General features: G+C 69.2%; 23 protein-coding genes. 9 read left to right on the forward strand and 14 right to left on the reverse strand.

All coding sequences use genetic code 11. The annotated features are described in order from the left end of the window. Positions 1-7 precede the first annotated feature (7 nt). Positions 8-1219, forward strand: coding sequence for an alpha/beta fold hydrolase (locus tag ACE2AC_RS04880; RefSeq protein WP_375690993.1), 1212 nt, complete (start codon positions 8-10; stop codon positions 1217-1219). Here the strand turns inward: ACE2AC_RS04880 and ACE2AC_RS04885 are convergent. From ACE2AC_RS04885 to ACE2AC_RS04895, 3 genes are all read right to left on the reverse strand, one after another. Then, positions 1216-1998, reverse strand: a complete 783-nt coding sequence (locus ACE2AC_RS04885; RefSeq protein ID WP_375690994.1) for a pyrroline-5-carboxylate reductase family protein — start codon at positions 1996-1998, stop codon at positions 1216-1218. The genes ACE2AC_RS04880 and ACE2AC_RS04885 overlap by 4 nt on opposite strands. 86 nt (positions 1999-2084) lie before the next feature. Next, positions 2085-2690 carry a biotin transporter BioY gene (locus tag ACE2AC_RS04890; protein ID WP_375690995.1) on the reverse strand — a complete coding sequence of 202 codons (606 nt, stop codon included), beginning with the start codon at positions 2688-2690 and terminating at the stop codon, positions 2085-2087. Between the two features lie 231 nt (positions 2691-2921). Further along, positions 2922-3335: a DUF6314 family protein gene (locus ACE2AC_RS04895; protein WP_375690996.1), complete on the reverse strand. Its 414-nt coding sequence runs from the start codon at positions 3333-3335 to the stop codon at positions 2922-2924. A gap of 74 nt (positions 3336-3409) precedes the next feature. Between ACE2AC_RS04895 and purB the strand changes: the two genes are divergently transcribed. The 5 genes from purB to ACE2AC_RS04920 all read left to right on the forward strand — a co-directional run bounded on the left by purB (position 3410) and on the right by ACE2AC_RS04920 (position 8091). Beyond that, complete coding sequence (gene purB / locus ACE2AC_RS04900) at positions 3410-4717, forward strand: adenylosuccinate lyase (RefSeq protein ID WP_375690997.1); 1308 nt, start codon at positions 3410-3412, stop codon at positions 4715-4717. Between the two features lie 127 nt (positions 4718-4844). Beyond that, positions 4845-5003: a hypothetical protein gene (locus ACE2AC_RS04905; protein ID WP_375690998.1), complete on the forward strand. Its 159-nt coding sequence runs from the start codon at positions 4845-4847 to the stop codon at positions 5001-5003. 74 nt (positions 5004-5077) lie between these two features. Beyond that, the gene (locus ACE2AC_RS04910) at positions 5078-6139 is read left to right on the forward strand and encodes a flagellar motor switch protein FliG (protein ID WP_375690999.1); all 1062 of its coding nucleotides are present in this window, start codon (positions 5078-5080) and stop codon (positions 6137-6139) included. Positions 6140-6284: 145 nt separating this feature from the next. Continuing rightward, positions 6285-7157 (forward strand): DMT family transporter, encoded by an 873-nt coding sequence (locus ACE2AC_RS04915; RefSeq protein WP_375691000.1) that lies wholly within the window; start codon positions 6285-6287, stop codon positions 7155-7157. Positions 7158-7182: 25 nt separating this feature from the next. Continuing rightward, positions 7183-8091: a lysophospholipid acyltransferase family protein gene (locus tag ACE2AC_RS04920; RefSeq protein ID WP_375691001.1), complete on the forward strand. Its 909-nt coding sequence runs from the start codon at positions 7183-7185 to the stop codon at positions 8089-8091. A 25-nt stretch (positions 8092-8116) separates the two neighbouring features. Here ACE2AC_RS04920 and ACE2AC_RS04925 read toward each other — a convergent pair whose 3' ends face one another. The 3 genes from ACE2AC_RS04925 to ACE2AC_RS04935 form a co-directional block, all read right to left on the reverse strand. Next, positions 8117-8842 carry a DUF1223 domain-containing protein gene (locus ACE2AC_RS04925; protein WP_375691002.1) on the reverse strand — a complete coding sequence of 242 codons (726 nt, stop codon included), beginning with the start codon at positions 8840-8842 and terminating at the stop codon, positions 8117-8119. A gap of 112 nt (positions 8843-8954) precedes the next feature. After that, a complete protein-coding gene (gene speB, locus ACE2AC_RS04930) occupies positions 8955-10019 on the reverse strand; it encodes an agmatinase (protein WP_375691003.1) in 1065 nt (354 codons plus the stop codon). A gap of 103 nt (positions 10020-10122) precedes the next feature. Then, the gene (locus ACE2AC_RS04935) at positions 10123-11037 is read right to left on the reverse strand and encodes a helix-turn-helix transcriptional regulator (RefSeq protein ID WP_375691004.1); all 915 of its coding nucleotides are present in this window, start codon (positions 11035-11037) and stop codon (positions 10123-10125) included. A 130-nt stretch (positions 11038-11167) separates the two neighbouring features. On the opposite strand from ACE2AC_RS04935, the gene ACE2AC_RS04940 reads away from it, so the two are divergent. Next, positions 11168-13285 (forward strand): TonB-dependent siderophore receptor, encoded by a 2118-nt coding sequence (locus tag ACE2AC_RS04940; RefSeq protein ID WP_375691005.1) that lies wholly within the window; start codon positions 11168-11170, stop codon positions 13283-13285. An 88-nt stretch (positions 13286-13373) separates the two neighbouring features. Here the strand turns inward: ACE2AC_RS04940 and ACE2AC_RS04945 are convergent, their stop codons facing one another. Together ACE2AC_RS04945 and ACE2AC_RS04950 are read right to left on the reverse strand one after the other, a co-directional pair. Continuing rightward, entirely contained in the window at positions 13374-14075 is a 702-nt protein-coding gene (locus ACE2AC_RS04945; protein ID WP_375691006.1) for an SDR family oxidoreductase, read from the reverse strand. 28 nt (positions 14076-14103) lie between these two features. Next, positions 14104-14373: a DUF2312 domain-containing protein gene (locus ACE2AC_RS04950; RefSeq protein WP_375691007.1), complete on the reverse strand. Its 270-nt coding sequence runs from the start codon at positions 14371-14373 to the stop codon at positions 14104-14106. A gap of 129 nt (positions 14374-14502) precedes the next feature. On the opposite strand from ACE2AC_RS04950, the gene ACE2AC_RS04955 reads away from it, so the two are divergent. Further along, complete coding sequence (locus tag ACE2AC_RS04955) at positions 14503-14721, forward strand: hypothetical protein (RefSeq protein ID WP_375691008.1); 219 nt, start codon at positions 14503-14505, stop codon at positions 14719-14721. A gap of 4 nt (positions 14722-14725) precedes the next feature. Here the strand turns inward: ACE2AC_RS04955 and ACE2AC_RS04960 are convergent, their stop codons facing one another. After that, on the reverse strand, positions 14726-16741 hold the full coding sequence (locus ACE2AC_RS04960; RefSeq protein ID WP_375691009.1) for an enoyl-CoA hydratase-related protein: 2016 nt from the start codon (positions 16739-16741) through the stop codon (positions 14726-14728). A 162-nt stretch (positions 16742-16903) separates the two neighbouring features. Continuing rightward, positions 16904-17113: a hypothetical protein gene (locus ACE2AC_RS04965; protein ID WP_375691010.1), complete on the reverse strand. Its 210-nt coding sequence runs from the start codon at positions 17111-17113 to the stop codon at positions 16904-16906. Between the two features lie 300 nt (positions 17114-17413). On the opposite strand from ACE2AC_RS04965, the gene ACE2AC_RS04970 reads away from it, so the two are divergent. Further along, positions 17414-17842 (forward strand): TIGR01244 family sulfur transferase, encoded by a 429-nt coding sequence (locus tag ACE2AC_RS04970; protein WP_375691011.1) that lies wholly within the window; start codon positions 17414-17416, stop codon positions 17840-17842. Between the two features lie 10 nt (positions 17843-17852). On the opposite strand, the gene ACE2AC_RS04975 is transcribed toward ACE2AC_RS04970, so the two are convergent. The 4 genes from ACE2AC_RS04975 to ACE2AC_RS04990 all read right to left on the reverse strand — a co-directional run bounded on the left by ACE2AC_RS04975 (position 17853) and on the right by ACE2AC_RS04990 (position 22142). Further along, positions 17853-18422, reverse strand: a complete 570-nt coding sequence (locus ACE2AC_RS04975) for a FliM/FliN family flagellar motor C-terminal domain-containing protein (RefSeq protein WP_375692069.1) — start codon at positions 18420-18422, stop codon at positions 17853-17855. Between the two features lie 11 nt (positions 18423-18433). Continuing rightward, positions 18434-19078, reverse strand: coding sequence for a hypothetical protein (locus tag ACE2AC_RS04980; RefSeq protein ID WP_375691012.1), 645 nt, complete (start codon positions 19076-19078; stop codon positions 18434-18436). 86 nt (positions 19079-19164) lie between these two features. Further along, positions 19165-21846 (reverse strand): ATP-binding protein, encoded by a 2682-nt coding sequence (locus ACE2AC_RS04985; RefSeq protein ID WP_375691013.1) that lies wholly within the window; start codon positions 21844-21846, stop codon positions 19165-19167. Next, positions 21846-22142 carry a hypothetical protein gene (locus ACE2AC_RS04990; RefSeq protein WP_375691014.1) on the reverse strand — a complete coding sequence of 99 codons (297 nt, stop codon included), beginning with the start codon at positions 22140-22142 and terminating at the stop codon, positions 21846-21848. Before ACE2AC_RS04990 ends, ACE2AC_RS04985 begins: the two co-directional genes overlap by 1 nt. Positions 22143-22146 lie beyond the last annotated feature (4 nt).

Genomic DNA, 22146 nt, shown 5'->3' on the forward strand with positions numbered 1-22146 from the left:
AGCCTTCATGCCGACCAGCCGTTTCGATTTTCCCGGTCATGACGGCACCCTGCTGGCCGCGCGGCTCGACCTGCCCGAGGGGCCCAGGCTGGCGACGGCGCTCTTTGCGCATTGCTTCACCTGCGGCAAGGACATCGCCGCCGCGCGCCGGATCTCGCAACGGCTGGCGGCCATGGGGATCGCCGTGCTGCGGTTCGATTTCACCGGGCTTGGGCATTCCGGGGGCGAATTCGCCAACACCACCTTCAGCTCGAACGTTGCCGACCTGGTCTGTGCCGCCGAACGGCTGACGCTCGACGGTCATGCGCCCTCGCTGCTGATCGGCCATTCGCTGGGCGGGGCCGCCATGCTGAAGGCCGCCGCTGACATCCCCTCGGCCCGCGCGGTCGTCACCATCGCCGCACCTTTCGACCCGGGCCATGCCACGCACAATTTTGGCGACGCGCTCGACACCATCCGCCGCGACGGTGCGGCCGAGGTATCGCTGGCCGGGCGCCCCTTCACCATCCGCCGCGCCTTTGTCGATGATATCGAGGCCGCCCGGCTGGGCCCCGCCATCCGCCAGTTGCACAAGGCGCTCCTGATCCTGCACGCGCCGCGCGACGACACCGTCGGGATCGACAACGCGGCCCAGATCTTCAACGCGGCCCGGCACCCGAAGAGCTTTGTTACCCTCGACGACACCGACCACCTCGTGTCGCGGCCCGAAGACGCCGAGTACGCGGCCGAGGTGATCGCGGCATGGGTCACCCGCTATGTCGAACTGAACCCGCCCGCGCCGCCGCCCGGCGCGCCCGAGGGCGTGGTGCGGGTGTCCGAGGCCGACCCGGACGGATTCATGCAGGACATTAACAGCGGCCCCTATCATCATGTCATTGCTGATGAACCAGAGAGCTACGGCGGCACCAACCAGGGCATGTCGCCCTACGGGTTCCTGTCTGCCGCGCTCGGCGCCTGCACCTCGATGACGATCCGCATGTATGCGCGCCGCAAGGGCTGGCCGCTGGATCACGTGCAGGTCGACGTCTGCCACGACAAGGTCCACGCCCAGGATGCGGGCGACACCGGAGAGGTGAAGGTCGACCGGTTCGTCCGGCGCATCCGCCTTGACGGGCCGCTCGACGACGACCAGCGGTCCAAGCTGCACGGGATCGCGGACAAGTGCCCGGTCCACAAGTCGCTGGAACGCGCGGCACGGATCGAGACCGAACTGGTCTAGCCGATCTCGCGCGCCTTCCGGGCGGCCGCGTCAAGACCCTCCGCGATCGTGCGGGTCAGCGGGCTGTCGATCATCGCGCGCAGCCCCGCCGCGGTGGTGCCGTCATAGTCCAGCATGGCCTGCACCTGGGCTCCGGGCGTGGCCTCCTCTTCCGACAGGAGCTGTCCGCTGGCCAGGAAAAGCTGGCGAATGGCCCTGTCGGCAACCTCCGGCGCGATGCCACGGTCGGTCGCGAACTGGACCATCGCATCCGCGAAAAGAGCCACGAAGCCCGGCACCGGCCCGGTCATCGCGGTGAAATCATCGATCTGAGCCTCGTCGGGCACCTCGTCGGTCAGGCCGACGGCCGCGAACAGCGCGCGGGCCGCGGCCCGGTCGGCCCCGGTCACTCCGACGCCGCAGTAGAACGGCGAATAGGCCAGCCGCCGGGCGGCCGCAGGGCTCGACATGGCACGGACCATGCGGCGGGCGCCGGTGATCCGGCCGATCCTGTCCAGCGTGACCCCCGCCATGACCGAGATCACCAGCCGGTCCGCCGCGTCGACCCCGATGTGGTCTGCCTGCGCCGGCGGCACCGACAACAACACGACCGGACATGCCGCAACAAGCTCGGCACTGTCTCTGGTGACGTTCAGGCCGGGGACATCGTCAAGCGGCCCCGCCCTGCCCGAGCGGCTGCTGATCCAGAGATCGCCACCCGCCATCCCGCTGTCGAGAAGGCCGCGCGCTATAGCAGTGCCCAGCATCCCGTTGCCGCCGATGATCCCGAGTTTCGCCATGTCGCCCTCCCGTGTCCGTGTTCAGTATGCACAAATGGAAACGCGGCCCGAAAGGGCCGCGTTCCGATATTCTGGATTGGCGCGTCTCAGCCGCGCGCGCGACCGACCAGCTTCCAGGCTGCCGGCAGAACCATCGCCGCCAGCGCCAGTTTCAGCAGGTCGCCCACCACGAAGGGCGTCAGGCCCCAGGCCAGGATCGGCTTGTCGAAGCCATAGACCTGGCCCAGCCACAGCAGGCCGGGGACGTAGAGGATCACGTTGCCGAGGAACATCGCCAACGCCATCCACAGCACCGACCGGTCCCAGCCGCGCCGCGCCAGCGTGCCCAGCAGGACCGTGGCCATGACGTAGCCCAGCAGGTAGCCGCCGGTGCCGCCCATCATGTACTCGATCCCCGAAAGCTCTGCGGTCGAGGACTGGAACACGTCGAAGCCGAGTGCGCCGATGATCATGTAGCCGAGGATCGTCACCAGGCCGAGCCGTGCGCCATAGGCCGCGCCGATGGTCAGAACGGCGAAGGTGCCCATGTTGACGGCCACGGGCGACGGCGGCACCGCCACCTTGATCTTGGCCATGATCGCGAGGAACGCGATCCCCGCCACCACAAGCGCCGCCTGCTTGAGGCGCAGGCCCAGGCCCTCGCTCGGGCCGAAGGCCTCGGTCAACACCCGTCCGGTCATCGTCTGCTGCATCACTACCTCCAAGTTAAGATGTCGTCTCCGTTCTGCCCAAGCCCGCCTCGCTGCGCAAGCAGCATTCCCGGACAGGCATCACGCCGCGTGGTGCCCGGTGACCGGCACCGCCGTCCACGACCCCGGTTTCGCGAAGGGGTGCGGGCGCCGACAGGCGGCCGGATCCGACACGGCGACCGCGGTGATCCCGCGTCAATCCGGTCGCATAGGAAAAACGCCCGCGCCGGTCGGTCACGACCTGCGATAGAGCGTGCGCATCACGTAGTCCTTGCGTGGGCCACGGACCTGCCAGACCGCCTGCCAGTCGGGCCAGCGCGCGAAGTCATAGGCGACGCGGTAATGGTCGGGGTCGCAGGCGTGCTCGGCCCTGGGCGCCACTTCGTCCGGGTCGAAATCGTGGAACGGCCGGCCATCGTCGAAGAGGACGACGATCCGCCCTGGCCCTGCCCGCCAGAGATAGCGCCGCTCGGCCTGGAACGCGCCCTGCCCGTCCAGCCGCATCTCTCCGCTTTCGTGCAGGGTCAGGCCCGCGCCGTCGGGGGTGAACCGGGCCGTCCCCTCCATCACCGCGTCGGGACCGGTGGCGTTCTCGACCCGGCGCGAGAAGCGCCAGCTGCCCTCGAACTCCCGCAATTGCCGCGCCATGCCGCCCTTCCCTTGCCCAATCGCCCCCCCGGGAGTAAAGACCGCGGCGACCAAGGTAAAGGAGCGCCGCGCCCATGATCCCCCGCTATTCCCGCCCCGAGATGACCGCGATCTGGGAGCCCGCGACCAAGTTCCGCATCTGGTACGAGATCGAGGCCCACGCCTGCGACGCCATGGCCGACCTTGGCGTCATCCCGCGCGAGAATGCCGATGCGGTGTGGAAGGCCAAGGACGTGGAGTTCGACGTGGCCCGGATCGACGAGATCGAGGCCGTCACCAAGCACGATGTCATCGCCTTCCTCACCCACCTGGCCGAGCATGTCGGGTCGGAAGAGGCGCGTTTCGTGCACCAGGGGATGACCTCGTCCGACGTGCTCGACACCTGCCTGAACGTGCAGCTGACCCGCGCCGCCGACATCCTGCTGGCCGACATGGACAAGGTGTTAGCCGCGCTGAAGAAGCGCGCGATGGAGCACAAGATGACCGTGCGCGTCGGCCGCAGCCACGGCATCCACGCCGAACCGACGACGATGGGCCTGACCTTCGCCCGCTTTTACGCCGAGATGGACCGCAACAAGGCGCGCCTGGCCGCCGCCCGTGAAGAGATCGCCACCGGCGCGATCTCGGGCGCGGTCGGCACCTTCGCCAACATCGACCCTGCGGTCGAGGAACACGTCTGCGCCAAGCTGGGCCTCAAGCCCGAACCGATCTCGACCCAGGTGATCCCGCGCGACCGCCACGCCATGTTCTTTGCCGTGCTCGGCGTCATCGCGTCGTCGATCGAGAACGTCGCGATCGAGATCCGGCACATGCAGCGCACCGAGGTGCTTGAGGGGGCCGAGTTCTTCTCGATGGGCCAGAAAGGCTCCTCGGCCATGCCGCACAAGAAGAACCCGGTGCTGACCGAGAACCTGACCGGCCTTGCCCGTCTTGTCCGCATGGCGGTGATCCCGGCGATGGAGAACGTGGCCCTCTGGCACGAGCGCGACATCTCGCACTCCTCCGTCGAACGCGGCATTGGCCCCGATGCGACGATCACCCTCGACTTCGCGCTGAACCGTCTGGCCGGTGTCGTCGACAAGATGCTGATCTTCCCCGAGAACATGCTCGACAACATGAACAAGTTCCCCGGGCTCGTGATGTCGCAGCGGGTGTTGCTGGCGCTGACGCAGGCCGGTGTGTCGCGCGAAGACGCCTATGCGATGGTGCAGCGCAACGCGCTCAAGGTCTGGGAAGACCGCGTCGATTTCCGCGAGCAGCTGCTGGCGGACAAGGACGTGGTCGCCGCGCTCGGCGAGGACCAGGTCAACGAGAAGTTCGACATGGATTACCACACCAAGCATGTCGACACGATCTTCAAGCGGGTCTTCGGCGAAAGCTGATCCGCCCGGCGGCGCCCCGATCACATGATCGCGAGGCGCCGCCGTTTCTGCACCCAGCCGCCGATCCGTATTTTGCCCTGACGCTGCGTCATGCTACCTTTCCGGCATACAACCGGGAGATCTCGACATGACGCTTCGCAGGATCCTGACGGCCACGATCCTCACCCTCCTGCCGGCGCTGTCCTATGCGTCCTGCACCTACCACGAGCAGCAGGCCAGTTCCTGCGCCGATGGCTTTGTCTGGGACAGCAACGCCAAGGCCTGCGTGCAGCAGGTGACCGGCTGACCACCCTGCCCGTCTAAACCCCGCGTTCACCAATCCTCGGCTAGCCTGACGGGGTTCGAGGACTTGAGGGACGGATGGGCAATCTCGCGCCGCTGGGACAATTGACGCCGCAGGGCACCGGCGGCGCCTCGCTGACGCGCCGCCAGAAGGCCGCGATCATCGTGCGGCTGCTGGTCGTGCACGGGGCGGACCTGCCGCTCAAGGACCTGCCGGACGAGATGCAGGCAGAGCTGACCCACATCATCGGCACCATGCGCCCGATCGACCGCGCCACCCTTGAAGAGGTGGTCGAGGAATTCGCCAACGAACTCGAGGGGCTGGGCCTGACCTTTCCGAACGGACTGGCCGGGGCGCTGCACGCGCTCGACGGCCGGATCAGCGCGCACACCGCCGCGCGGCTCAGGAAAGAGGCGGGCGTCAAGCAGGCGGGCGACCCGTGGGACCGCATCCGCGCGCTCGACGTCAAGGACGTGCTCCCCCTCCTTGAACAGGAAAGCACCGAGGTCGGCGCGATCCTTCTAAGCAAGCTCGACGTCGGCAAGGCCGCGCAGGTCCTGGGCGCCCTGCCCGGCGACCGCGCGCGGCGGATCACCTATGCCATCAGCCAGACCACCGGCGTCACGCCCGAGGCGCTGGAACGGATCGGCCTTTCCATCGCCGCGCAGGTGGATGCCCGGCGCGGGTCGGTCTTTGACAAGGGCCCGGCCGAGATGGTGGGCGCGATCCTCAACTTCTCGACCGCTCAGACCCGCGACGACATGCTGACCGGGCTGGACGAACGCGACAGCGATTTTGCCGAACAGGTCCGCCGCGCGATCTTTACCTTCACCAACATCCCCGAACGCATCGCGCCGCGCGACGTGCCCAAGGTCGTGCGCAATGTCGATCAGGCCGCGCTGGTCACCGCGCTGGCCGCCTGCCTCGGCGGCGAGGGACCCGAGGCGAAGGCGGCCGACTACCTGCTGGGCAACATGTCCGGCCGCTTGGCCGAACAGCTGCGCGAGGACGCCAAGGACATGGGCAAGGTGAAGGCCAAGGATGCCGAGGCCGCGATGACCGACATCGTGAACACCATCCGCGAGATGGAGGCGGCGGGCGATCTCCTCCTCCTGATCGACGACGAGGAAGAGGCCTGAACCGCACGATTTCGGCAAGGGCGTTCGTGCCCGCGGCCCCCGTGGACAATCCCCCGCCCCGGCCCTAAGGCTGCGGCATGTCGACAGCTCACGCCCCTTTCCCTGCCACCGTGCCGGCGCGCCCCGTTCCCGGGCGGCGCGCCTGATGGTCACCGCCACCACGCCTGCGCAGGACAACAGCCGCGCCATCCTCCTGATGGTGGTGGGCATCTTCTTCTTTGCCTCGCTCGACGCGACGGCCAAGGCGATGTCGGAAGAGGCCAACACCGTCATGGCCCTCTGGGCGCGCTACGCGGGACAGGCGATCCTTGTCACCGTGCTGATCCTGCCGCGCATCGGCAGCGTCACGCGGACCCATTTCCCGAAACTGCAGCTGCTGCGGTCGCTCTTCCTGATGGGGGCGACGACGTTCTTCTTCTTCGGCGTCAGCCACATCGGCCTGGCCGAGGCGACCGCGACGATGGACGTGAACCCGGTGCTGATCACCCTGGGCGCCGCGCTTTTCCTCGGCGAAAAGGTCGGGCCCCGCCGCGTCGCCGCCATCGCCGCCTCGCTCATCGGGGCGATGATCGTGATCCGGCCCGGCAGCGGCGTCTTCTCGGTTTGGTCACTCTACCCGCTGGGCGCGGCGGTCTGCTACTCGGGCTACATGCTGACCACCCGTTACGTCGGCCGGTCCGAGGATCCCTGGACCTCGCTCTTCTACGGCGCGCTCTTCGGCGCCGTGGTGCTGAGCTGCATCGTGCCGTTCCACTGGGAACCGGTGACCTGGAAGATGGCGATGCTGATGCTCATGCTCGCCAGCTTCGGCACCATCGGCCAGCTCCTCCTGATCCGCGCCTTCACCGCGGGCGAGGCCGCGATGCTCGCGCCCTTCGGCTATGTCGGCCTGATCTACGCGACGCTCTTCGGGATCGTCTTCTTCGGCGACTGGCCCGATCTCTGGACCTGGGTCGGCGCGCTTGTGATCGTGGCCTCGGGCCTCTATGTCTGGTACCGCGAAAACGGGGCCCGCTGAGGCACCTTCAGGCAAGGAGCGGCGGATGAGCGGCGCGGCGCCCGACGACCGCCCCCTGGGCAAGCGGATCGGCGACCAGGCGATCAACGCCACCCTGATGGCGGCCCTGGGCGCCATGCGGCTGCTGCCCTACGAGACCCGGCTGCGCGCCTTTGCCAATCTCACCACCACCGTGATCGCCCCGATGGCGGGCTGGCGCAAACGCATCCGCGACAACCTCGACCTCGTCTGGCCCGACCTGCCCGAGGCGGAAAAGACCCGGCTGGTCCGCGCCGTCCCGGCCGAGCTGGGCCGCACGGTGATGGAGTTCTTTTCGCCCGATGAGTTTCGCGCCCGCCTCAAGGGTGTCACCTTCGAGGGGCCGGGCGCGGACGCATTGCATGCTGCAGCGCGCGCGAAACGGCCGCTGATCCTGGTTTCAGGCCATCACAGCGATTACGGCTGCATCGGCATCCTGATGAGTGATCTCTACGGCGGGGTCGGCACGCTCTACCGCCCGCTCAGCAACGCGCCGTTCAACGCGCATTACGTGGCCGCGATGGAAGCGGCGACCAAGCCGCTCTTTCCGCGCACCCGGCGCGGGCTGGCCGAGATGGTGAAGTACCTGCGCGCCGGCAACCCGGTGGCGATCCTGCACGACCAGCACATGGATGACGGGCTGCCGCTGCGGTTCTTCGGCCAGACCGCGATGACGGCGCCCTCGCCCGCCGAGATGGCATTGAAGTACGACGCGCCGCTGATCCCGGTCTATGCCGTGCGTCAGCCCGACGGCCTGAGCTTCCGGGTCGAGGTCGAGGCCCCAGTGCCGCCGAGCGACCCGGCCACGATGATGCAGGCGCTGAACGATTCCCTCGAAGCGCGCGTGCGCGCGAACCCCGACCAGTGGATGTGGATACACCGCCGCTGGCGCGCGGTTCAGGAGGGCCGCCGCTGACCTGACCCGTGCCCGGCCCGCACCGTCAGTGCAGCCGCGCCGCGGCCTCGATGGGGCCCGGGCCCTTCTGCTGTAAGATCACCACGACCGGGGTGTCTCCGGGGGCGTCCACGTCGATGTCGAGCGGCTGGCGCGTGTCCCATTCGCCGATCGTCTGCCAGTCGCGGACGATGTTGGAATAGACCAGCGTCCGACCCGCGTTCTCACCCCTCAGGACGTCGATCTTGGCCGTCGGGTCATAGCGCACGACCTGCACCTGCAGCGGCGCGTCATAGGCCTTGTGCGCCGTCGCCTCTATCCCGACGCGCCCGTCCGCCCTCCGCTCCACGTCGAGCGTGACGTTCGACGGTGCCTCGAGATAGCGCATGATCAGCTCGGACACGTCCATCGGGTGGGTGCCCACCACGTCCTCCGCGCCCTGGATGATCATCTGCGGGGTGTAGACCGACCGCCGCCCGGCGTGGCGGGCATAGGCCTTTTGCCGGCGGCTGAACTTGGTATCGGCAAAGACGTCCTTCCAGCCGATGTAGTCCCAGTAATCGACGTGCAGGCCCAGAGCGATCACATCCTCGCGCGGGGCCAGGGTGGCAAAGAAGGCATCGGCCGGCGGGCAGGACGAACAGCCCTGCGAGGTGAAGAGTTCGACGACCACCGGCGACTTCGGCTCGGCCAGTGCGGGCGTTGCCAGCGCAGCCCCCGTGGCCAGTGCCAGTGCCGAACCGCGAACCCATACCGAAAGCCGTCGCAACATGCGCGTCCTGTCCTTGATCATCCCTCTACCCGATCCGGTCTAGGGGAAAGCGGTTGAAACAACCAATCAAGGTTTTGAGACTTCGCGCGATCATTCCGGAGGTTCCCTGCCCTCAGCGGCCGGGCGCAAAGGCCATCAGGCAGAGCAGTTCGAACAGCATCTGTGCCCCGGCCTGCGCGGTGTTGGACGTGGGATCGTAGGACGGTGCGACCTCGACCACGTCGCCGCCCTTGATGTCGATCCCCTTGAGCCCGCGGATCAGCGCCATCGCCTCGCGCGGGGCCAGGCCGCCGACCTCGGGCGTGCCGGTGCCGGGCGCGAAGGCGGGGTCGAGGCTGTCGACATCGAAGCTGACATAGGTCGGGCCGGCCCCGACGACCTCCAGCGCCTTGGCGATCACGGCGGGCAGGCCCAGCTCGGCCACCTCCTCGGCGTGGATCACGGTCATGCCGCTGGCATAGGAGAATTCCCAGAGGTAGTCGCCCCCGCCCCGGATGCCGATCTGGATGGTCCGCTGCGGATCGAGGCTGCCCTCGAGCACGGCCTGCCGGAACGGGCCGCCGTGGTGGAACTTGGCGCCCTCGTAGACGCCCGAGGTGTCGGCATGGGCGTCGATATGCACCATCCCGAGCGGCCCGTGCACCTCGGCCAGCGCCTTCAGGACCGGGCGCGAGATCGAGTGATCGCCACCCACCGTCAGCGGCGGAATGCCCGAGGCGGCGAGCGCGGAAAAGAACGCCTCGATATCCTCGTGGCAGGAGGTCAGGTCGTAGCGCGAGCGCATCGGCACGTCGCCGATATCGGCCACTTTCAGCACCTGCATCGGCGCCACGTCCATCACCCGGTTCCAGGGCCCGATCCGTTCGACCTCGCGCACCGCCTTCGGCCCGCGCCGCGCGCCTGCCCGGTTGGTCACGCCCAGGTCCATCGGCACGCCGACCAGCGCGACATCCAGCCCCTCGATCCGGCCGCCGTCGGCCAGCGTGCCCGCCGCATCCGGCCAGAACGGTGCATCCAGCAGGGTCGACACCCCGGCAAACGGCCAGGCCCGGCGACCGCCTTCGGCAAAGATGCCGTCTGCCACCGCCTTGAGCCGCGGATCGTAGAACGCGGTGCCCTTGTCGTTGCCGTAGAGGCTGCGCAATTCCTTGAGCGTTTTCGCGGGTGTGTCGGTCATCAAAGCCTCCTGCCTGGTGGCGCCAGTCAAGCCCGGCGGCCGGCATTTGGCAAGCACCCGGCGCCGCGGGGCGCCGTTCGGATGGTCGCGTGGCCCCAGACGCTCAGTTCGGCTGCGCGCGCAGGGTCGAGGGGCACTGCCCGGTCGCCCGGCGAAAGGCGGTGGCAAAGGCCTCGGGCGAGACATATCCCGAGTCGTGGGCCGCCTGCGCGACGCTGGCCCCGGCGCGCAGCGCCTCGGCCGCGCGGGCAAAGCGCAGGGCGCGGACGCGGGACAGGACCGACAGGCCATGCGCCCGCTGGAACAGCCGCCGCATCGACGAGACGCTGATGCCGCCCGCCCGCGCGATCTCTTCCAGCGAGGGCAGCGGCCCGGGCGCGGCGGCAAAGGCCTCCATCCGCACCAGCTTCTCGCGTTCGGCGGTGCGCAGCCCGCCCTCGCCCGCCGCACCGGTCAAACGGCCAAGCGCGCGGGCCAGCAGGCCGGTCGCCAGCGCCTCTCGTTCCAGCGGCGGCGGGGTGGTCAGCAGGCGTTCCGCGGCGGCCACCTCCTCGACCGTAGCGGTCCAGCCGCCGGTCCGCGCGGTGGCCCCGGCCAGCACCTCGTCGCGCGTCACGCCACGTGCCTCCAGCCAGTCCCAGTCGGCGCGGATGTTGACCTTGCAGAGTTGTTCGCCCCGCAGGGCGCGGCGGTGGAATTCAGCCGGGGCGCCGGTGGCCGAAAAACAGACCCGGACCGGCGCGCCCGGGGCCCGGCCCAACCCCATGTCGCGCCCGCCGAGCGTGGCGTGCACCGGCCCCGCCAGCACGATGTGCAGCAGGAAGTTCGGCGCCCGGATCACCCGCGTCTCGAAATCGGCGGCGGCCTGCGCGTCCAGGGTGTGCACCACCAGCCCCGACGGCAGCGCCGCCATGTCGCGTCCGCCGCTCAGCACCACCCGTTCCGACGGCAGCGTCGCGCCAAAGCCGTCGCCGGACAGGTGCGCGTGGCGTTCGATGTCGGTCAATCTGATCTGCATGCCTGCCCGTCCCACCCGATTTTGGCGCTTGCGCAAAGGTCTCTGACCGTCCGGCGAAGATCCGCCACTGGCCGCCGGATCAAGCGCGCCCTAGTAAACGACAAAAATAGTCAGCTTTCAAGGAGTGCCCATGTCGTCCCTTCCCCCGTGCCGCCGCGGCAAAGCCGCCCGGACCGTCCCCCTGCTGGCCGGCACCGCGCTGGTGACCGTCCTGTCCACCACCGCCGGCGCGCAGGAGGCCTACCAGCTCGACGCGATCAACATCGACGGCGCGAGCTACGAGACCGAGGGCAGCGACAGCTACACTTCCGACCTGGTGTCGGTGGGCGAAAAGGCCGCCATGTCCACCCGCGACGTGCCGCAATCGACCACCGTGGTGACCCGCAAGCAGATCGAGGACGGCGGCTACACCGCGCTCGAGGACGCGCTGGCGGACACGCCGGGCATCATGGTGCTGAACAACGACCGCGGCCGCTCCTCGCTCTTCTCGCGTGGCTACGAGTTCGACTATCTCTTCTTCGACGGCCTTCCCGCCCCTGTGTCGTCGATCTACGGCACCCAGCCCGACCTTTCGATCGTCGACCACGTCGAGATCCTGAAAGGCCCCAACGGCCTCTTCATCGGCACCGGGGAACCGGCCGGGTCGATCAACATGCGCCTCAAGCAGGCCACCGAGACCGAGCCGACCGGCTATGTCGCGGGCAGCTGGTCCAGCGTCGGACGCGGCCGGATCGAGGCCGACGCCCAGGGCAAGCTGAACGAAAGCGGCACCCTGCGCGGCCGGATCGTCGGCGCCTACGAGGATGGCGACAGCTTTGTCGACGGCGCCTCGAACGGGGTGAAATCGATCTACGGCACCCTGGCCTGGGACGTGTCGCCCAACACCACGCTGACCTTCGGCCTGGCGCATATGGAGCGTGACATCTCGCCCTTCAACGGCCTGCCGACCAACGCCTCGGGCGAGCTGCTGTGGCTCGACGTCGGGACGACCACTGGCGCCTACTGGAACGATTTCGAGAACGCGACCACCGACGCGGTCATCGCGGCCGAGCACCTGATGGCCAACGGCGGGCGGCTGAAGTTCTCGCTCCGCAGTTCCCGGCAGGAGGCCGATTTCCTCTATGCCTATGCCGGCAGCGCCGCGGATGCGGACAACGTGGTCAACGGCCTCGCCTACCTCGGCCGCCAGTTCGAGCAGACGGCGCTGGCCGCCGACGCGCACGCCGAACTGCCTTTCACCCTGGGCACCGTGCAGGGCAACCTGATCGTCGGCGCCGACATCCAGCGGGTCAAGGCCGACACGCTGACCGACCGCGGCCGGATCGCGGGCAGCTTCGACCTCGACGACTGGGACACCTCGGGCACTACCGCGCCGACCCTCGACTATGCCGAGGGCAACACCACGGACGAGCTGCTGTCGCGCGGCCTCTACACCCAGGTGCGGGTCAACCCGGTCGATCGCCTGACCCTGATCGGTGGTGCGCGGATCAGCTGGTACGACCTCGACGCCACCAACAACCTGACCGCGACGACCGAGACCCTGGACGAGGACGGCAAGATCACGCCCTACGCCGGCGTGACCTACGACCTGCGCGACAACGTCACGCTCTACGCCAGCTACACCGAGATCTTCCAGCCGCAGACCCTGCGCGACGCGAGCGACGCGATCCTCGCCCCGCGCGAGGCGACGCAGTACGAGGCCGGTGTGAAGGCCGAGGTGGGCGCAGGCCTCAACCTCTCCTTCGCACTCTTCCACATGGAGGAGGAGAATTCGCCGATCCGGGTTACCAGTACCAGCTACGAGGCGGCCGACGTCCGCGTCCGCGGGGCCGAATTCGAGGCCTCGGGCGAGGTGCTGCCCAACCTGCACCTGGCGGCGGGCTACACCTACACCGACACGGTCTACCTCAGCGGCTCCAGCAGCGGCGAACCGTTCTCGACATACACGCCCGAACACATGGCCAAGCTGCAGGTGATGTATGATTTCGAGGGCGGCCGGCTGGACGGCTGGAGCGTCGGCGGCCGCGTCACCGCGATGTCGGGCTTCTCGTCCAACGGGATCGAGGCCGGCGGCTATGCCGTGGTCGACGCGATGGTGGCCAAGGACCTCGGCCACGATGCGCGGCTGCAGGTGTCGGTGAACAACCTCTTCGATCGCGACTATTACACGCGCGTCGGCAGCACCACCGTGTTCAACTTCCGCGGCGCGCCCCGGACGGTGAACGTGAGCCTGACCAAGCGCTTCTGATCCCCTCGGGTCGGACCGCGCAGGCAAGGACGGGCGCTTCGGCGCCCGTCTTCGTTTTTACGTGTGGTGTGTGTAGGCCGGTTGCGGATCAGAGCGCCCGCGTGACCCCGCCGTCGACCCGCAGGCTCTGCCCGGTGATGTAGCTGCTGTCGTCCGACAGCAGGAACGCCGCGGCCTTGCCCTGCTCCTCGGCCCGCGCAAGGCGGCCAAGCGCCGACATCTCGGCATACTTCTGCGGCAGGTCGAGGCTGTCGGTGAACCCCGGCAGCAGGCAGTTCATCCGGATGTTGGCCGGACCGTAGCGGTCGGAATAGAGCTTGGTGAAGGCCGAGACCCCGGCGCGGTAGACGCTCGAGGTCGGGAAGGTCAGCGACGGCTCCAGCGCCGAGAAGGTCGTGATGTTCACGATCGACCCGCCGCCCTGCGCCTCCATGACGGGCGTCAGCAGCTTGGCCATACGGATCACCGGCTTGATGACCATGGCATTGGCCCGGTCCCAGTCGTCCTCGGAAATGTCCAGCAGGTCGCCCTTGGGCGGGCCGCCGACGTGGATCAGCGCGGCATCGATCCGGCCCCAGGTCTCCATCGCCAGGTCGAAGAGCGCCTGCGTGTCCGCCGCCTCCTCGGCCCGGCCCCGGTGGGCGACGCCGCCCAGCTCACCCGCCAGCGTCGCCGCGCTGTCTGAGGGCGACATCAGCGCCAGCCTGTAGCCGCGCTTGTGCATCTCGCGGGCCGCGGCGGCACCCATGCCGCTGCCGCCCCCGGTGATCAGGCACACCTTTTCCGTCATTGCTCCCCTCCCGTCAGCGCGAAGGCGCTCAGGTCATCCCGAGCGCTTCCTTGTACATCTCGAGCACCGCCTCTTCCTCGGCGATGTCGTCCTTGTCGCGCTTGCGCAGCGCGATGACCTTGCGCATCACCTTGGTGTCGTAGCCACGGGCCTTGGCCTCGGCCATGACCTCTTTCTGCTGCTCGGCGAGGTCCTTCTTCTCTGCGTCGAGCCGTTCGATCCGCTCGATGAACTGGCGCAGCTCGTTCGCCGTCACCCGGTAGCTGGCCTCGCCGTTGTCGATCACGCCATCTTCCATGTCTGCCTCCATGCAACCCGAAGCTCATCCCCTACCGTCCCCCGACCCCTCCCGCAAGGGGGCGCGAGGCTTGCATCGCGGCCCGGCATGATCTACCGCCTGCGGCCAGTCTGAAACGTGCGGGACGGGATGATGGAACTGTTGATCTGGGGCGGTGCGGTGGTGTCGCTGGTGGGGCTTGCCGGGCTGGTCTGGTCGATCGTGAAGGTCAACCGCGCGCGCCGCGCGAACCTGTCGGACGAGGAGCTGCGCCTGGCGGTCCAGAAGGTCCTGCCGCTGAACCTCGGCGCGCTCTTCCTGTCGGTGATCGGCCTGATGCTGGTGATCCTGGGGATCTTCCTCGGCTGATCCATCAGCTGTTCAGGTCGGAAAAGTCCATGTCGTTGTGCATCAGCGCCTCGAGCGCGGGCGCCGGATGCCAGAGCCCGGTGTCGAGCGGTTCGAGCGCCTGCATCGCCCGGATCATAGGCCCCAGCCCGATCGCGTCGGCGGCCTGCATCGGCCCGCCCCGGGCGCGCGGGAAGCCGTAGCCCTGCACCATCACCACGTCGAGCACCAGCGGCCGCGCCACGGTGCCGCGTTCCAGCAGCACTGCACCCTCGTTGACGATGGCGGTGAGCAGCGCTGTCTGGATCTCGGCATCGGGCCAGTCCTCGTCGCTCGCCCCGGCGCCACCGCGCGCCCGCGCGACGAGGCCAGACAGCACCGCCGCCTCGGCCGCGGCGTCGTGCCCGGTGCCAAGCCGCAGCCCCGCGCGGGCGATCAGGCCCGACAGGCCGCCCGGACGTCCGCGCCGCTGCTGCAACGCCGCCTGCGCCTCGGGTGCCATTTCCCCGATCAGGCGGTAGGGCCCGCGTGCCATGCCAAAATGCTCCATCGCCGCGTCGATGCGCAGCGGGTCGGCGCCCAGCCGGACCAGCGCATCCGCCGCCGCGAACATGGCCGCCGCCAGCGCCGGGCCGGCCAGCCCGTCGGTCGCGGCCACCCGCACCGGCAGGCGGCGCATCTGCTGCATCAGGCGGCGGGCGCGGGCCTCGGCCCCGGGATCGGTGTCGTGGCGCACCGCCAGCTCGGCCACGCGCGCGGGGAACGAACGTTCCGGCAGGTGCAGCCCGATCACCCGCTTGCGCGCCGCCTCGGGGGCGAAGCCCGCGACGTCGAGGTGGCGGGTCAGCGACAGGACCGGCGCGGTACTGCCGTCCAGCGCGCCGAGCGCGGCCAGCGCGCGGGTCTTGCTGGCACCATCGTCGTCGGACAGGTCAAGCAGCACTTCCGCCGTGGTCAGCGCGCCGCGGTCGGTCTGGACGACCACCCTGTCCTCGGCCCGTTCGCCGGCCATGTCGGCGCGGGCCTGAACGGCGACCGAGCCGCCGAGATGATCGTGCAGGCGGGCACGGAACCGCTGTGCGCGCGCGGTGTCAGGCTGGTAGACGATCACGGCGACGCCGCGACGGGCCAGCCGGGCGCAGAGGGCCGGCGCCTCAGGCCCGTCGGCCAGAACGCCGACCAACTGCACCGGCGGCGCCTTGATCCCGGCGGCGACCCGCGCTTCGGCCACGGCGATGTGGCGCAGCGCACGGGCGCGGTCCCCGGTCACGATCTCGTCGAAGGCGCTGCGCTCAAGCTCGAGCCCCGCGTCGAGCGGCAGGAGCTGCGCGGCCTCGACCCCGTCGATCACCGCGGCGGCAAAATCGTCGTCATCGGCCATCACCGCGCGGCGGCGCGCAATGTCGTCCTGGTAGGTGACCGGATCGCCCATGTGCCCGTTGCCCTCGGTCGCGGGATCCCCCTGCGCCGCCAGCGCCCGGGCCCGCGCGATCGCGGCCTTCTGCGCCTCGCGCCCGGTCAGCACCTGGTCGAAGAGGTCGCGCGCCACCTCGCTCGCCACCGGGTAGTTGCGCCCGGTCAGAAGCAGGGTCAGGGCGTTCCGCGCACCGATCAGCCGGGGCAGCCGTTGCGAGGCACCGGCCGAGGGCGGCAGGCCCAGCAGGCCGTCCGAGAACCCGATCCGCGCCGTACGCAGCCCGATGCGGGCCCGTGCCGCAAGCGCCAGTTCCGCCCCTGCCCCGGTCACCGTGCCGGCGATCACCGCAACGACGGGTTTCGGCATCGTCTCGATCCGGCGGGCGAGGTCGGCGGGGGTCGGCGCGGCCATCCGGCCGTCGAATTCGCGCGGGTTGACCGGGCCGGGAAAGCCGCCGCCGCTGGTGCCCAGCAGGATCGCGCGCACCGCATCGTCGCGGGCGAGCTTGTCTAGGGCATCCATCAGCTCGGACCGGACAGTCGGGGTCAGGACCTGCGCCGGCGGATGGTCGACGGCGATCACCGCGACATCGCCCTCCCGCTCGATCGTGACTTGGCCCGCCAAACCGGTGTCCTTTCTGCACCCGCCGGATCGGCGGGCCGCTGCTCTGCCCTCTGCTTGACACAAGAGTAAGGCGCGGGTCGGGGAAACAAAGCCCCCGCCGGGGATGCCGCGGCGAGGGCTGGTGATCTATGGCCCCGGCGCAACGCCGGGGCGTCGGGCCTGTCAGACCGGCATGTTGTCGAACCGCGCCTCGATGGCTTCGTTCGTCAGGTCCTCCTGCAACTGACGCAGCTGGCGCGGAATCCCCTTTCCGGTCAGGGCATAGCGGCTGACGACGTCGTGCACCTTGTCGAGGTGCATGTGACGGGTGACCGGATCGGCCGCAGCGATTTCGGACACGATATGTTGGACGTCCATATCGAGTTCGGTCATGGCATACTCCTCCTCCGTGGCGGCGCCATCCCGCGCGCCACAGCTTCTGTGCCCCACTTTCCGATCAAGTTGCGACCAAGATTGGCAGCGGTCGCGATCTCCTCCCGAGCGTTACCGCTCAACCTAAGGATAGTGTGACGTTCCCCATGCAGCAACGATGAATGCGCGCCATCGTGAACCATCTGCAAATAATCGCGTCCTTCCCGGCAAGATTCGACCCAAAGCGCCCTTGTTCGTGGCAGGTCGCGCGGCGATTTCGCGCCGCTGGACAGATGCCGCGGCGCGGCCTATGGCTGAGCCATGGATATTCGCCCCGTCACCCCCCGCTACGCCGTGTCGCCGCAGATCGCGCCCGAGGATATCGCCGCGATCAAGGAGGCCGGGTTCACCCGCATCATCTGCAATCGGCCCGATGCCGAGAACCCGCCGGAGTTCCAGGCGGAGGCGATGGAGGCGGCCGTGACCGCCGCGGGGCTTGAGTTCGTGAACATCCCGCTGACCTATCCGACCATGACGCCCGAAAGGATCGCCGAGCAGATGGAAGCGATCGAGGGCGGCGCGGGCCCGGTCTTTGCCTATTGCGCGTCGGGCACCCGGAGCACGACCATCTGGGCGCTTGGCCGGGCGACCGCAGGCGATGCGGCCGACGATCTGATCGAGGCGGCGGCCAAGGCCGGCTACGACCTGAACCAGCTGCGCCCCCGGCTCGAGGCGCTGGCCGCGGGCTGATCCGCCCCGGTCAGTCGAGCGAGGGCAGACCGGCCATCGGCGCTGCGCCGAAGGTGCTGTCGTCCTCCTCCTCTCCCGCGCCGTCGGCATCGCCGAAACCGCCCAGCTCCGGCAGGTCCCCCAGCGGCGGCAGGTCGTCCAGTGCCGGCAGATCGTCGAGCGCCGGCAGATCATCGAGCGCGGGAAGTTCCCCTTCCGGTGGGGCCGTATCCAGATCAGGTAGATCACCGAGGGCCGGCAGGTCGTCCAGCGCGGGCGATGCGGCGTCCTGGGCGGCAGGCTCCGCGTCGATCCCCTGGACCGACAAGGGCAGCCCGTGTGCCGGCACATCGCCCGCCCCCTCGTCTTCCGCGGCCGCGGCAAAGGCAGCTTCGGCCGGGCTGATCCGCACCGCGCGGAACCCGTTCAGCTGCCCCAGCCTGACCTCGGCCACCCGGCGGCGATCCCCGGCCTCGAGCACGGTGTCGGTCAGGGCGCTGCGCGGCACCTCGATCAGGTCGCCCGGGGCCAGCCGCATGATGTCGGCCAAGGGCATCCTGACCCGGTGCAGGACCGCGTTGAGCCGCGCGCGCGCCCGCATCACGGCAGGGTTCAGCGCCCGGGGGCGGCACCCGCTAGCGCCGACGCCTCGTCCGGGATGTCGGCGTCGTCCCTGACGGGCAGCGCCAGGGTGATCCGACCGTCCCGCGCGCCCGCCACGTCCATCTGCATGCGGAACCGCTGAAACTCCGTCGCCTCGATCGCAAGCCCGACCATGCGCGGGTTTTCCAGCATCACGCCGAAGCGGTAGCCGGGCAGGATCGCGCCATCGTCTTGGCCCTGCAGCAGCTCGGCCAGGTTCTCGAAGGTCTGGTCCAGCAGCGGCGCGATCATGGCGGCGTCGGTCCGGGTCGGCTTGCGCGGCTCGACCGTGCCGGTCAGCACGCGGCCCATGGTCATCATCTCGACCAGCCCGGCCACCACCGGAAAGGCCAGCGCGGCAACACCGATCGCGCCGTCCGGCCCGTCGAGCAGCACCAGCAGGTCGCCCTCTTCCAGCGCCTCGAGCATCTCGTCGGCGGTCGGTTCATCCTCCTCGACCTTGGACACGGCGACGGCAAGGTCCATCAGCTCGTCCGCGGCGCGGGCGAAGGCGAGTTTCCACGCCTTGGCCGGCGACATGGCACGTGCCTGCCAGACCTCGCGCGCCGCATTCGTCTTGCGGCGCAGAACTGCATTGGACGTTTCCTGGGCCATATCCTCCGCCACCGCCTGCGCGGACCGTGCCCGGAAGGTAGGCCGAGGATGGTTACGAAGGGCTTACCCGGACCCCGGGATCCGCGTCATTGCGCGGCCAGTGCCCTGCTTTCCGGCAGCGTCACGCGAAATGCGGCCCCGCCCTGCCCCGGCAGGTAGGCGATGGTCCCGCCAAGGCGCAGCATGATCTCGCGGCAGATGGCAAGGCCCAGGCCCGCGCCGCCCGCCTGGTGCTGACCGACGCGCGAGAACTTTTCGAAGATCATCGACTGCATCGCAGTTTCGACGCCGCTGCCGTTGTCGGCAAAGTCGATCACCACCGCCCCGTCCCGCCGCCCGACCGAGATCGTCAGAACGCGATGCGGCGCGTCGCAGTATTTCTGGGCATTGGCGATCAGGTTGATGAAGACCTGCGCCAGCCGGTCGACATCGGTTTCGACCGGCACCGCCTCGGCCGCCGGGGCGCGCCGGATCTCGATCCTGCCGGCCTGCCCGGCCGTGCGCACCGCGTGATCCAGTACCGCGCCCAGGCTCACCCGGCGATAGTTCAGCGTCACCTGGCCGTTTTCCAGCACCGAAAGGTCGAGCAGGTCGTCAAGCAGCCGAGTCAGGCGCACCGCCTCGTCCTGGATGATCGAGGCATACTTGCCGCGCTGCTCCGCGCTCAGCCCCTTGGTGTCGCGCAGGATTTCCGAGAACGAGCGGATCGAGGTCATGGGCGTGCGCAGCTCGTGGCTGATCTGCGACAGGAAGGCGTCCTTCTGCACCGAGATCTGGGTCAGCTTCTCGTTCGCGGCCCTGAGCTGCCGTGCGGTGCGGGCCAGCTCCTCGGACTTGGCTTCGAGCTGGCTGGAGTATTCCATGATCTGCGCCGTCTCGTCGGCCACGGCCATCAGTTCCTCGACCGAGACGCTGGCACCGCCGACGATCTGGCCGACCATGGCATGGGCCGTGGCCGCGCCGACCGACCCCGACAGCTCTCGCTCCAGCCGCTGCAGGAACTCGGGCGTCGGTTCCGGCAGGTAGCCCGACAGGCCCTGCCGCGCTGCCTCGTCCTGGAAAAGCGCCTGCGCATCCGCCGCCCCGAGGATGCGCTGCGCCATGACCATGAGGTCCTCGCTTTGCGCCGCGCCGCCCTGCCAGCCCTGCGGGGTCGCCGAATGGGCAAAGACGTTGACGAACTGCGCGCCCTGCAACCGCTCCATCGGCGAGGGGAAGGTGAAGACCGAGCAGAGGAAGAATGCGCCGGTGTTGAACAGCATCGACCATAAGACGCCATGCACCAGCGGGTCGAGGCTGCCGATGCCGAAGAGCGCATAGGGCCTGAGCCATGCCAGCCCCCAGGGACCCTCGGCCACCACGTCGGCCGGGATGATCACGTCCGGTCCGAAGCTGGGCAGGAACAGGCACCAGAACCACAGCGCCGCCCCGCAGGCGAGGCCGGCGAAGGCCCCGATCCGGGTCGCGCCGCGCCAGAAGATGCCGCCGATCAGCGCCGGCAGGAACTGTGCCACCCCCGAGAACGAGATCAGGCCGATCGCCGCCAGGGCTTCGCCCCCGCCCGAGACGCGGTAATAGAGGTAGCCAAGCAGCAGCACCCCCACGATGGAGAGCCGCCGCGCCAGCAGCACGACGTGCCGCACGTCGCCCGAGATCGCGGCCCCGCCCCCGGTCGCGCGCAGCCAGATCGGCATCACCACGTGGTTCGACACCATGGTCGACAACGCGATGGAGGCGACGATCACCATCGAGGTCGCCGAGGAGAAACCGCCAAGGAACGACAGCATCGCCAGCCCCTCCTGCCCCGCGGCCAGCGGCACGGTCAGCACGAAGAGGTCGGGGTTCGACCCCTCGGGCAGCAGTTCCAGTCCCGTGACCGCGATCGGCACCACGAAGAGCGACATCATCATCAGGTAGGCCGGAAAGGCCCAGGTCGCGGTGCGCAGGTGGCTTTCGTCGTCGTTCTCGACCACCAGGACCTGGAACATCCGCGGCAGGCAGAGAAAGGCCGCGGCGGCGAGAAAGATCAGCCCGGCCCAGCGTCCGGTCGCCATCTGCCAGTGCCCGAGGCGCGAGGCGTCGATGCGGGCCATGGTCTCCGACAGGCCACCGCCGATCCCCCAGACGACGAAGACACCGACCGCGACGAGCGCCACCAGCTTGACCACCGCCTCGACCGCGATGGCCATCACGACGCCGTGGTGGCGTTCGTTGGCGTCGAGGTTGCGGGTGCCGAAGAGCACGGTGAAGAACGCCAGCCCCGCCGCCACCCAGAGCGCGGTCGACGCGCTGTCGCCGCGCGCCGTGACGCTGGGATCGGCTAAGGCAAAACTTGAGAAGCTCTCCACAACAGATTGGAGTTGCAGGGCGATATAGGGCGTCGTCCCGATCACCGCGAGCAGCGTCACGAACACCGCCAGCGCGTTCGACTTGCCATAGCGGGACGAGATCAGGTCCGCGACCGAGGTGATCCGCTGGGTCCGCCCGATCCGCACCATCTTGCGCACCGCCCAGAGCCAGCCGACCATCACGAGGCTCGGCCCGATGTAGATCGTCAGGTATTCCAGCCCCGACCGCGCGGCATAGCCAACCGCGCCGTAGAAGGTCCAGGCGGTGCAGTAGATCGACAGCGACAGCGTGTAGACCAGCGGCGACCGCAACCAGTGCGCCCGCCCCCGCATCGCCACCCTCTCGGCCAGGAAGGCCACGAGGAACAGCACCGCGACATAGCACAGGCAGACCCCGATCAGGAGGTTCAGCGACGCCATCAGCGGCGCCCCGGGTCCTCGGCGCCGCCGGGCATCGGGCGCCGCGCGCCGTTGCCGTCAAGCTCCACGTCCACCCGGCGCGACGACAGCCAGGCCGAAACGACCACCAGCACCGCCCAGACCCCGAAGATCCAGTAGATCGCCCAGCTGGTCGGCACGCCGCCCGGCCCTTCGTCCCACAGGAGCGGCACCAGCAGCAGCACCAGCCCGATCACCGGCATCAGCCGCGCGAGGTCTGCCAGCCGCCGCCGCCGGTAGGTCCGGCGTTCCAAGAACAGGATGCGCGGCTCGGCCATCTGC

This window comes from Pseudooceanicola sp. LIPI14-2-Ac024 (genome assembly GCF_042188925.1).
Classification (GTDB): Bacteria; Pseudomonadota; Alphaproteobacteria; order Rhodobacterales; family Rhodobacteraceae; genus Pseudooceanicola.

Excerpts from the sequence above, each read along its gene's own strand:
- ACE2AC_RS04880 (WP_375690993.1), top strand. The coding sequence starts at position 8 with ATGCCGACCAGCCGTTTCGATTTTCCCGGTCATGACGGCACCCTGCTG.
- ACE2AC_RS04885 (WP_375690994.1), bottom strand. The coding sequence starts at position 1,998 with ATGGCGAAACTCGGGATCATCGGCGGCAACGGGATGCTGGGCACTGCT.
- ACE2AC_RS04890 (WP_375690995.1), bottom strand. The coding sequence starts at position 2,690 with ATGCAGCAGACGATGACCGGACGGGTGTTGACCGAGGCCTTCGGCCCG.
- ACE2AC_RS04895 (WP_375690996.1), bottom strand. The coding sequence starts at position 3,335 with ATGGCGCGGCAATTGCGGGAGTTCGAGGGCAGCTGGCGCTTCTCGCGC.
- purB (WP_375690997.1), top strand. The coding sequence starts at position 3,410 with ATGATCCCCCGCTATTCCCGCCCCGAGATGACCGCGATCTGGGAGCCC.
- ACE2AC_RS04905 (WP_375690998.1), top strand. The coding sequence starts at position 4,845 with ATGACGCTTCGCAGGATCCTGACGGCCACGATCCTCACCCTCCTGCCG.
- ACE2AC_RS04910 (WP_375690999.1), top strand. The coding sequence starts at position 5,078 with ATGGGCAATCTCGCGCCGCTGGGACAATTGACGCCGCAGGGCACCGGC.
- ACE2AC_RS04915 (WP_375691000.1), top strand. The coding sequence starts at position 6,285 with ATGGTCACCGCCACCACGCCTGCGCAGGACAACAGCCGCGCCATCCTC.
- ACE2AC_RS04920 (WP_375691001.1), top strand. The coding sequence starts at position 7,183 with ATGAGCGGCGCGGCGCCCGACGACCGCCCCCTGGGCAAGCGGATCGGC.
- ACE2AC_RS04925 (WP_375691002.1), bottom strand. The coding sequence starts at position 8,842 with ATGTTGCGACGGCTTTCGGTATGGGTTCGCGGTTCGGCACTGGCACTG.
- speB (WP_375691003.1), bottom strand. The coding sequence starts at position 10,019 with ATGACCGACACACCCGCGAAAACGCTCAAGGAATTGCGCAGCCTCTAC.
- ACE2AC_RS04935 (WP_375691004.1), bottom strand. The coding sequence starts at position 11,037 with ATGCAGATCAGATTGACCGACATCGAACGCCACGCGCACCTGTCCGGC.
- ACE2AC_RS04940 (WP_375691005.1), top strand. The coding sequence starts at position 11,168 with ATGTCGTCCCTTCCCCCGTGCCGCCGCGGCAAAGCCGCCCGGACCGTC.
- ACE2AC_RS04945 (WP_375691006.1), bottom strand. The coding sequence starts at position 14,075 with ATGACGGAAAAGGTGTGCCTGATCACCGGGGGCGGCAGCGGCATGGGT.
- ACE2AC_RS04950 (WP_375691007.1), bottom strand. The coding sequence starts at position 14,373 with ATGGAAGATGGCGTGATCGACAACGGCGAGGCCAGCTACCGGGTGACG.
- ACE2AC_RS04955 (WP_375691008.1), top strand. The coding sequence starts at position 14,503 with ATGATGGAACTGTTGATCTGGGGCGGTGCGGTGGTGTCGCTGGTGGGG.
- ACE2AC_RS04965 (WP_375691010.1), bottom strand. The coding sequence starts at position 17,113 with ATGACCGAACTCGATATGGACGTCCAACATATCGTGTCCGAAATCGCT.
- ACE2AC_RS04970 (WP_375691011.1), top strand. The coding sequence starts at position 17,414 with ATGGATATTCGCCCCGTCACCCCCCGCTACGCCGTGTCGCCGCAGATC.
- ACE2AC_RS04975 (WP_375692069.1), bottom strand. The coding sequence starts at position 18,422 with ATGCGGGCGCGCGCGCGGCTCAACGCGGTCCTGCACCGGGTCAGGATG.
- ACE2AC_RS04980 (WP_375691012.1), bottom strand. The coding sequence starts at position 19,078 with ATGGCCCAGGAAACGTCCAATGCAGTTCTGCGCCGCAAGACGAATGCG.
- ACE2AC_RS04985 (WP_375691013.1), bottom strand. The coding sequence starts at position 21,846 with ATGGCGTCGCTGAACCTCCTGATCGGGGTCTGCCTGTGCTATGTCGCG.
- ACE2AC_RS04990 (WP_375691014.1), bottom strand. The coding sequence starts at position 22,142 with ATGGCCGAGCCGCGCATCCTGTTCTTGGAACGCCGGACCTACCGGCGG.